The sequence below is a fragment of the Aquiluna sp. genome (genome assembly GCF_965064355.1).
In genome coordinates, this window is the sequence record NZ_CBCHRQ010000061.1 from 1 (window position 1) to 8,018 (window position 8,018).

Below are 8,018 nucleotides of genomic sequence, written 5' to 3' on the forward strand. Positions count from 1 at the left end.
GGCAATTTTGTAGGCCTTCTCAATAAAGGCTGGATCAGTCTTGGCATGGTTGAGTCGGACTATCCGGATGAGCTCGCTTAGATCCGTCGAATATGCGGTCGAAGACCTAGTGAAGATTCTGGGCAGTCTCGACCGAAGCGACGATGCAAGGCTGTCGGTCAATTCCCACTCCTGATTCTGGTAGTGAGAAGTCTATTAGCGGTTTGCGGCAACCTTGTCAGCAGCTGCCTTCAGCTTGGGCTCATTCTCGCGAAGGTGTACATAAATAGGAGGTGCTAAGAAGATCGACGAGTAGGTACCGACAATCGTTCCAACGAATAGCGCTAGAGCAATGTCACGCAAGGTTCCAGCTCCCAAAAGCGCCGATCCCACAAACAAGATGGCTGCAACAGGCAATACCGCTACCACAGAGGTGTTGATAGAGCGAACCAGGGTTTGGTTCACCGCAAGGTTCACCATCTCACCAAAGGTTCTAGTCTCTGAGTACTCGATTTCCAGCGTGTTCTCACGGACCTTATCAAAAACGACCACGGTGTCATACAGCGAGTAGCTCAAGATCGTGAGGAAGCCGATTACAGCTGCCGGGGTGATTTCGAAACCAACCGCAGCGTAGACACCAGCAGTCACCACAAGGTCGTGAAGCAAAGCAATCAGTGCCGCAAGCGACATCTTCCAAGAGCGGAAGTAAACAGCCATGAGGATCGAAACTAGGACCAAGAACACCAGCAGACCCGTTATTGCCTGACGCGTAACATCAGCACCCCAGTTTGGTCCGATAAAGCTAGATGCCACGGTAGAAGCATCGACTTTATATTCTTTGGCCAGGGCCAGACGTGCCGCCTCAGACTCGACGTCTTCCAACTGCTCAGTCTGGATGCGGATGTCAGAGACACCGACCTTGGAGATCACCACTGCTACCTCTGGCACCACCGAGTGAATGGCTGGTTCTGCAAGTTCAAGTGGCAACTCTTGAGAGTTGGTAAGCCTGAATTCGCTACCGCCACGGAACTCGATACCGAAGTTGAATCCGCCGCGGAAGATAGGTAGCAGGATGGCAAGGATTACCGCAAGGGCTGCGAAGGCATACCAAATTTTACGTCGGCCAACGAAGTCGAAAGAACGCTCTCCGGAGTAAAGGTCATTACCAATTTGCTTGAAACTAGTCATTAGCAGCCTCCTTGGCCTTGCGTTCTGCAATGGTTTGGCGTCTTTTGGCTTCCTTGGAGGCCTTCTCCGCCTTACCTTCGGCTAGCACTTCGCTGACTCGGAACTCAGCTCTACCTAGATAGGCAGCGCGAGAAGCCGAAAGGTCGAAACCGGACCACTTGTGTCCAGAGGCAAAGAACTTGTTTCTAGCCAACAGCTGAAGCATCGGGTGGGTGAATAGTGCAACAACTAAGAGGTCAATCAGAGTCACTAGACCAAGGGTGAAGGCGAAGCCTCGAACCGAGGAGCTGGTTAGCACGTAAAGGGTTACAGCAGCAGTGATGCTAACTGCGTCAGAAACCAGAATTGTTCTAAGCGCGCGCTTCCAGCCCGCCTCGACGGCAACCTCAAGGGTTTTACCCTCTCGAAGTTCATCGCGAACGCGCTCGAAGTAAACGATGAACGAGTCGGCTGTAATACCGATGGCCACGATCAAACCTGCTACACCGGCAAGTGACAGTCTGTAGCCCTGTCTCCAACTTAGGAATGCAACCGCTAGGTAGACCAAAAGCGCTGCCACGATTAGCGATCCGAGAACCACAGAGGCTAATCCTCGGTACTGGAAGGTCATATAGACAACGACAACTATCAGACCGATAAGGCCGGCAAGCAAACCAGCTGCTAGCGAATCCTCACCCAAAGTCGCGGAGATGTTCTCCTGAGATTGAATCTCGAATCCAATTGGCAGAGCACCATACTTCAGCTGGTCTGCCAATACAGTTGCCGATTCCTGAGTAAAGGAACCAGTGATCTGCGCCTGGCCATTCGTGATCACAGCGTTGGTGGCAGGTGCTGTAATTACTAGTCCATCCAATGTGATTGCGAACTGATTCTGCGGTGATTGCAATGTGAACAGACGAGCGGTCACAGTGCCAAAAGCAGCGGTACCCTCGGCGTCGAATTCAAGGTTTACAGCCCAGTCATTGGTGCTTGCACCAGTCTGAGTGGCGACAGTACCTGAGGTTGCGTTCGAAATATTCAGACCGAAGACCTCTACAGGGCCAAGGATGTACTTAAGAGCCAAAGTGTCATCGCAGGTCACAAGTGGCTTTGCTGGGTCGTCAACCTGACCTGCAGGGCGGAAAGCCTGCGTGCAGTCGAGAGCCTCGAACTGAGCCTTCACTCTGTCGGTCACCCAAAGCGCATCCGAACCATTGGCAGGTGTTGCACTTGGGGTGTCGGATAACTGGGAGAAGTCAACTGCCGCAGACTCGGTAACCACTGTGTTTGCCCCATAAGTAATCACTGGGCGGAATTCCAAAAGCGCAGAAGCCTTGATCAACTGAAGCGTGTTCGCGTCCGGGGTACCAGGAATCGAAACCAGGATGTTCTGCTCGCCCTGAATGCTGACCTGAGCTTCACTTACACCGGTGCCATCAATTCGCTGGCGAATGATCTCAAGTGCCTGGGTTAGCTGCTCTGGGTCGACGCTCTCGCCATCGGCGAGGGTAGGGGTCAAGATGATTGAGGTTCCACCCTGAAGGTCAAGTGCCAGTTCAGGGACGTAGGCAGCTCCGGGCTGTCCGCTTGCTACTCCCCAAATGATTAGACCGGCGAAGAAGGCTGCAATGCCTCCGATCCAACCAAGTTTGCGCTTGGCTGAACTTGACGTGGTGTTCTCGGCCATGGTTACTTTTCTTCTGTTACTGCTGGCGCGATGGCGCGAACTGCGGCCTTGACGACTACCAGCTTGGTTTTAGGGGTGGACTCGATGACGATGTCATCGCCGTCGATTGCGGTAACAGTGCCCTTGATTCCTGAGTGCAGGATGACGTTAGCTCCGACAGCTAGGGCAGATAGCAAGCTCTGAGCTTCCTTCTTGCGCTTGCGGTTCTGTTGTACCAAAAGCAAAATCATTACGGCGAGCACGCCAAGCAGAATGTAATCCAAGGTTTTTCCTTACCGAACAGGTCCCCCGAAATTATAGGCGGTCTGATTGGATTTCGCTCTAGCTCTGACTAATGTGCTGGATTCCGGCTTGGGTAATCTCTCTACCCCTCGATGTCCTTTGAATGTAGCCAATTCGAATCAAATACGGCTCGATCACTGCTTCTATGGTTTCCGGCTCTTCGCCTATGGCTACTGCCAGTGTGCTCAGTCCAACCGGCTTAGCAGCAAACTGCGTTGCCAGCAGCCGAAGAATTTGGCGATCGACACGGTCGAGCCCCTGACTGTCAATCTCAAATAGCGCCATAGCTCCAGAAACAGACTCCAGATCAACGGTTATGTGACCATTCACCGCGGCAAAGTCTCTGACTCTCCTGAGCAGGCGATTTGCTATTCGAGGTGTGCCGCGTGATCTCAGGGCCAGGGCAGCTACGGCCTCGAAAGTCAGATCTATGCCCAGTCGTATGGCTGATCTTTGGATCACGCCTTCGAGCTCCTCGGTCTCGTAGAACTCTAAGAACGCCGTGAAGCCAAATCGATCTCTGAGTGGGGTTGGTAGCATTCCGCTTCGCGTGGTAGCCCCCACCAGGGTGAAGGGAGAAATGTCCAGCGAGATTGAAGTTGCTCCGGGGCCCTTTCCAACCATGACATCGACTCGGAAGTCCTCCATCGCAAGGTAAAGCATTTCCTCAGCGCTTCTAGACATGCGATGAATCTCGTCAATGAACAACACATCACCAGTCTCAAGAGCAGAGAGCATTGATGCCAGATCCCCAGAGGACTGGATGGCAGGTCCTGAGGTAAGCCTGAGTGTGCGATTGGACTCCTGGGCAACAATCATCGCCAGGGTGGTTTTGCCTAAGCCTGGAGGCCCTGCGAGCAAGATGTGGTCAGGAGTGCGATTGTGCAGCTTGGCTGCCGACATCAGAAGTTCAATCTGGCTGACTACTTTTTTCTGTCCGACGAATTCACTGAGGTTAGAAGGTCGAAGCGTCTGTTCGACTTCCCTTTCGTCTGGGGTTGGCTCAATCATCGATCGCTCAATCTGGCTTTTCCAAGCAGTGCGAGAGCCTGCTTTAGGGCGGCTGAATTATCCAGGTTCTCAGGGATCTGAACCAGAATCTCGCGAGCGAGCCCCTCGTCAGTTCCAAGCTGCAGTAATGCTTCTAGGACTTTGGAACGTGGTGTCGATGACGAGAGTCCAACCTTGTTGGTCAAGGAAATCACAATCAGTTTCGCAGTCTTGGGACCAATGCCGGAGACTGCTCTGAATGCTGCGTCATCCTGAGAATTTACGGCATTCGCAATCTGCTGAGAGTCCATACCGCTTAGGACAGTCATTGCAAGCTTTGGGCCAATGCCGCTCACCGAGCAGAGCAGGTCGAAAGCCTCCTGCTCCCCCGAGTTCTCAAAGCCAAAGAGTGAGAGGTCATCTTCTCTCACGACAAGACGAGTAACCAGCTCAAGCTCTTGATTCTGCTTGAGTTTTAGGGAAAATCGAGGCGTGATTGCAACGCGAAAGCCAACACCACAAACAATGAGAGTTAGCGAGTCTGAGGACAGCCTGGAGACCCGTCCGGCTAGAAGTTCAATCACGTGCCTAACCTAGTCGGCGAGAGGCTTTTTTGGCCGCCGCGACCCACTGTTGCTGTGCAGAAGTGCCCACCGCAGCTCCGCGCTTTGAAGCGCACAGTGCGACAGCTAAAGCATCAGCAACGTCAGCGGGCTTGGGCACTTCTTCAAGCTTCAAAATTCTGGTGACCATCAGGGCGACTTGATCCTTGGTAGCCCTACCATTTCCGGTAACGGCAGCCTTTACCTCACTCGGGGTGAAGAACTGAAGTGGAATATTCGCCTCAAAGGCGAGGGCCATCAAAGCTCCAGACACCTGCGCAACCCCCATCACTGATCGAAGGTTTGCTTGGGCGAACACTCTTTCAAGGGCTATCAACTCGGGCTTATGTTGAGCAATAAGGCTTTTGAGCTCAGCTGCAATCGCGCCTACTCGATCTCTGGCGTCGGAAGATGGAAGGGATTGATACATTCCAAAAGCCAATGCCTCATTCTTCGCCGTGTCAATAAGGGCGAAGCCACAGCGGGTAAGGCCTGGGTCAACACCTAAAATGATTGCCATCAGGCCTCTAGCGCTGCTAGCACCTCAACCGAGATATCCATATTGGTGTAGACGCTCTGGACGTCATCCAAATCTTCAATCGCGTCGATCATCCTGATGACTTTATTCGCCGTCTCGGCATCTGCCTGAATCTTCAAGGACGAGACAAACTCGACATCCGCCGACTCATAGTCGATGCCGGCCGACTGCAAGGCTGCGCGCGCGTCGACCATTGAAGAAGGGTCACAGGTTAGAACAAAGCCATCGCCGTTGGCGGAGAGGTCTTCAACATCATGCTCAATCGTCGCCTCAAGAATTGCGTCTTCGTCAGCACCGTCAACAACGACGATCACACCCTTGCGGGCAAACTGATATGAAACTGAGCCAGGGTTCGCCATGGTGCCACCATTCTTGGTTACGGCAGTCCTCACCTCAGCAGCCGAGCGGTTCTTATTGTCGGTCAAACACTCAATCAGGATGGCGATTCCATTTGGCCCGTAACCCTCGTACATGATGTTGGTGTAATCGGCAGCGTCGCCCAACGCTCCAGAACCACGCTTGATTGCACGGTCGATGTTGTCGCTTGGGACAGAGTTTTTTCGCGCCTTGTATACGGCGTCGTAAAGGGTTGGGTTTCCTTCGATGTCAGCTCCGCCGGAGCGGGTTGCGACTTCGATGTTGCGAATGAGTTTGGCCCAGAGCTTGGCGCGTTTGGAATCGTTGGCTGCTTTTTTATGCTTGGTTGTTGCCCATTTGGAATGGCCTGACATGAATCCTTCTTCTTAGCTAATGCTCTCTAGGAAAAGTGAATGCAGTTTCGTGCCGCCTGTGATCTCAGGGTGAAAGGTCGCCCCAAAAAGGTTCCCTTGCCTTACAGCAACCGGTTCACCATTTAGCGAAGCGATCACATCTGCTTTTCCTACCGCCAAAATTCTAGGGGCTCGAATGAAAGCAACTCGCTCTGACTCCCCCGAGATCTCAACATCAGCCTCGAAGCTGTAGCTCTGACCGCCATAGGCATTTCGTGAAGACTCAATGTCTAATCCACCAACAAATTCCTGACCTTCTGCCGCGCCTTGAACTTTGTCAGAGAGCATTATCAGACCGGCACAGGTGCCAAGGGTTGGCTTGTTCTTTACGAATTCGCGAAGCGCAGGAAAAAGTCCAAAGCTTTTAGCAAGATTGGACATTGTGGTTGACTCGCCACCTGGGATAACCAGCGCATCCACTTGGTCGAGTTCTTGGCTTAGCCTTACCGGTAAAACTTCCGCCCCAAGCTGCTCTAGTAAGAGCCTGTGCTCTCGCCAATCACCCTGAAGCGCTAGGACGCCAACTAGCAACTACCAACCACGCTCGCTCAAGCGGTGAGGAGCTGGAAGATCGTTCACGTTGATTCCAACCATTGCTTCTCCTAGGCCACGGCTGACCTCTGCAATGACCTTTGGGTCGTCGAAGAAAGTGGTTGCCTTGACAATTGCTCCAGCGCGAGCAGCTGGGTTACCACTCTTGAAGATTCCAGAGCCGACGAACACTCCGTCAGCGCCAAGCTGCATCATCATGGCTGCATCCGCTGGGGTAGCTACGCCACCGGCAACAAAGAGCACTACTGGCAACTTTCCAGAGTGTGCAACCTGCTTTACGAGCTGGTAAGGGGCCTGTAGCTCCTTGGCTGCGACATAGAGCTCGTCATCGTTCTTGGCAGCAAGTGCACGCACCTCAGACAAGATGGTGCGGATGTGCTTGGTTGCCTCAGAGACGTCACCGGTGCCGGCCTCGCCCTTTGAGCGAATCATGGACGCGCCCTCAGTGATTCGTCTGAGTGCTTCACCCAGGTTGGTTGCGCCACAAACGAATGGAGTCTTGAAGCCCCACTTATCGATGTGGTTCACGTAGTCGGCAGGGCTTAGAACCTCCGACTCGTCGATGTAGTCAACTTCTAGCGACTCAAGTACCTGTGCCTCTACGAAGTGTCCGATACGGGCCTTAGCCATAACTGGGATGGATACAGTCTTTATGATCTGGTCGATCAAGTCTGGGTCGCTCATGCGAGCAACGCCGCCCTGTGCTCGGATATCTGCAGGCACTCGCTCGAGCGCCATAACAGCGACAGCGCCCGCATCTTCAGCAATCCTTGCCTGCTCAGCAGTTACGACGTCCATAATTACGCCGCCCTTTAGCATTTCTGCCAGGCCGCTTTTTACCAATGGGGTTGCATTTGACTTATCTGACATGTCTCAATCCTATTTCGCTGTTGACCAGTTGTTAGCAATTGTTTCGCGAACATCACTTAGTAGCCTCGGCATGGCCTTGGTCTTAGCGATGATCGGGAAGAAGTTTGAATCGTGGCTCCACCTTGGAACTATGTGTTGATGCAGGTGGCCAGCAATGCCAGCTCCTGCAACCTCACCTTGATTCATCCCGATGTTAAACCCGTGAGTGCCAGAAACCTTCCTTAGAGTTCGCATGGCCTGCTGAGTAAGCAAAGCAATCTCTGCAATCTCCTCATCAGTAGCTGCGTCATAGGTGTCAACGTGACGGTAAGGACAGACCAATAAGTGACCTGCGTTGTATGGGAAGAGATTTAGCAGAACGAAACAAGTTTTCCCGCGGAAGACGATCAATGCGTCCTCGTCTGACTTGCCAGGCCCTAGGCAGAACGGGCATTCATCATCCGGTGGCTGCTGCCCGGTCTGTAAATAGATCAGACGATGCGGAGTCCAAAGCCGCTGAAAGTCATCTTGCATCGACGACATTGATTCGAGAAAGTCGCTCATCAGACCTGCGTCTTAGATTCAATTGAGTCCAGGATCAG

Annotated in this window: 10 protein-coding genes; all 10 read right to left on the bottom strand. The window is 52.9% G+C overall.

Annotated elements, in window-relative coordinates; genetic code table 11:
* Window positions 1–195: 195 nt before the first annotated feature.
* Genes secF through AC128V_RS05835 form a run of 10 tightly spaced genes read right to left on the bottom strand, consistent with a single transcriptional unit; the run spans window position 196 to window position 7,980 of the window.
* Window positions 196–1,167: a protein translocase subunit SecF gene (gene secF / locus AC128V_RS05790; RefSeq protein WP_482763728.1), complete on the bottom strand. Its 972-nt coding sequence runs from the start codon at window positions 1,165–1,167 to the stop codon at window positions 196–198.
* Window positions 1,160–2,833: a protein translocase subunit SecD gene (gene secD / locus AC128V_RS05795; RefSeq protein WP_482763729.1), complete on the bottom strand. Its 1,674-nt coding sequence runs from the start codon at window positions 2,831–2,833 to the stop codon at window positions 1,160–1,162. The genes secF and secD overlap by 8 nt, the downstream gene beginning before the upstream one ends.
* Before the next feature lie 2 nt (window positions 2,834–2,835).
* Complete coding sequence (gene yajC, locus AC128V_RS05800) at window positions 2,836–3,096, bottom strand: preprotein translocase subunit YajC (RefSeq protein ID WP_482763730.1); 261 nt, start codon at window positions 3,094–3,096, stop codon at window positions 2,836–2,838.
* Between the two features lie 58 nt (window positions 3,097–3,154).
* The gene (gene ruvB / locus AC128V_RS05805; RefSeq protein WP_482763731.1) at window positions 3,155–4,126 is read right to left on the bottom strand and encodes a Holliday junction branch migration DNA helicase RuvB; all 972 of its coding nucleotides are present in this window, start codon (window positions 4,124–4,126) and stop codon (window positions 3,155–3,157) included.
* Window positions 4,123–4,689 carry a Holliday junction branch migration protein RuvA gene (gene ruvA, locus AC128V_RS05810; RefSeq protein ID WP_482763732.1) on the bottom strand — a complete coding sequence of 189 codons (567 nt, stop codon included), beginning with the start codon at window positions 4,687–4,689 and terminating at the stop codon, window positions 4,123–4,125. Before ruvA ends, ruvB begins: the two co-directional genes overlap by 4 nt.
* Window positions 4,690–4,693: 4 nt before the next feature.
* Window positions 4,694–5,227 carry a crossover junction endodeoxyribonuclease RuvC gene (ruvC, locus tag AC128V_RS05815; RefSeq protein ID WP_482763733.1) on the bottom strand — a complete coding sequence of 178 codons (534 nt, stop codon included), beginning with the start codon at window positions 5,225–5,227 and terminating at the stop codon, window positions 4,694–4,696.
* Window positions 5,227–5,976, bottom strand: a complete 750-nt coding sequence (locus AC128V_RS05820; protein ID WP_482763734.1) for a YebC/PmpR family DNA-binding transcriptional regulator — start codon at window positions 5,974–5,976, stop codon at window positions 5,227–5,229. The genes ruvC and AC128V_RS05820 overlap by 1 nt, the downstream gene beginning before the upstream one ends.
* A 12-nt stretch (window positions 5,977–5,988) precedes the next feature.
* The gene (gene pdxT, locus AC128V_RS05825; protein WP_482763735.1) at window positions 5,989–6,546 is read right to left on the bottom strand and encodes a pyridoxal 5'-phosphate synthase glutaminase subunit PdxT; all 558 of its coding nucleotides are present in this window, start codon (window positions 6,544–6,546) and stop codon (window positions 5,989–5,991) included.
* Window positions 6,547–7,437: a pyridoxal 5'-phosphate synthase lyase subunit PdxS gene (pdxS, locus tag AC128V_RS05830; RefSeq protein WP_482763736.1), complete on the bottom strand. Its 891-nt coding sequence runs from the start codon at window positions 7,435–7,437 to the stop codon at window positions 6,547–6,549.
* Between the two features lie 9 nt (window positions 7,438–7,446).
* A complete protein-coding gene (locus AC128V_RS05835) occupies window positions 7,447–7,980 on the bottom strand; it encodes an HIT family protein (protein ID WP_482763737.1) in 534 nt (177 codons plus the stop codon).
* Between the last annotated feature and the right edge of the window lie 38 nt (window positions 7,981–8,018).